The organism is Providencia sp. PROV267 (assembly GCF_028477825.1).
Classification (GTDB): Bacteria; Pseudomonadota; Gammaproteobacteria; order Enterobacterales; family Enterobacteriaceae; genus Providencia; species Providencia stuartii.
Genome location: NZ_JAMPLX010000041.1, coordinates 1 through 1218, shown reverse-complemented (window position 1 = coordinate 1218; position 1218 = coordinate 1). Strand labels below are relative to the sequence as shown.

At 48.1% G+C, this 1218-nt stretch carries 1 protein-coding gene; it reads left to right on the top strand.

All coding sequences use genetic code 11. The features are described from left to right. Positions 1-1184: elongation factor Tu (gene tuf / locus PR709_RS19515; protein ID WP_053111003.1), on the top strand; the 1184-nt coding region annotated here is incomplete at its 5' end. Between the last annotated feature and the right edge of the window lie 34 nt (positions 1185-1218).

The window sequence follows — 1218 nt, the reverse complement described above, 5'->3', positions numbered from 1 at the left end:
TGTCTAAAGAAAAATTTGAACGTTCAAAACCGCACGTTAACGTTGGTACAATCGGCCACGTTGACCACGGTAAAACTACCCTGACAGCAGCAATCACTACTGTTCTGGCAAAAACTTACGGCGGTAGCGCTCGTGCATTCGATCAAATCGATAACGCACCAGAAGAAAAAGCGCGTGGTATCACCATCTCTACTTCTCACGTAGAGTACGATACACCAACTCGCCACTACGCACACGTAGACTGCCCAGGACACGCCGACTATGTTAAAAACATGATCACGGGTGCTGCTCAGATGGACGGTGCAATCCTAGTTGTTGCGGCAACAGATGGCCCAATGCCACAAACTCGTGAGCACATCCTGTTAGGTCGTCAGGTTGGCGTTCCTTACATCATCGTGTTCCTGAACAAATGTGACATGGTAGACGACGAAGAGCTGCTGGAACTGGTTGAAATGGAAGTTCGTGAACTTCTGTCTCAATACGATTTCCCAGGTGATGACACTCCAGTTATCCGTGGTTCAGCGCTGAAAGCGTTGGAAGGCAACCCAGAGTGGGAAGCGAAAATCGTTGAACTAGCAGAAGCACTGGACAGCTACATCCCAGAACCAGAGCGTGCAATTGACAAGCCATTCCTGCTGCCAATCGAAGACGTATTCTCAATCTCAGGTCGTGGTACAGTAGTCACAGGCCGTGTTGAGCGTGGTATCATCAAAGTTGGTGAAGAAGTTGAAATCGTAGGTATCAAAGAGACTGCGAAAACCACTTGTACTGGCGTTGAAATGTTCCGTAAACTGCTGGACGAAGGCCGTGCGGGTGAGAACGTAGGTGTTCTGCTGCGTGGTACTAAGCGTGAAGAAATCGAACGTGGTCAAGTTTTGGCGAAACCAGGTTCAATCAAGCCACACACAACTTTCGAATCAGAAGTTTATATTCTGAGCAAAGATGAAGGTGGTCGTCACACGCCATTCTTCAAAGGTTACCGTCCACAGTTCTACTTCCGTACAACTGACGTAACAGGTACTATCGAACTGCCAGAAGGCGTAGAGATGGTAATGCCAGGCGACAACGTGAACATGAAAGTAACTCTGATTCACCCAATCGCGATGGACGATGGTTTGCGTTTCGCAATCCGTGAAGGTGGCCGTACAGTAGGTGCGGGTGTTGTTGCAAAAATCATTGCATAATAACAACCCACTGTAGTGAAAAGGGGCATCTATA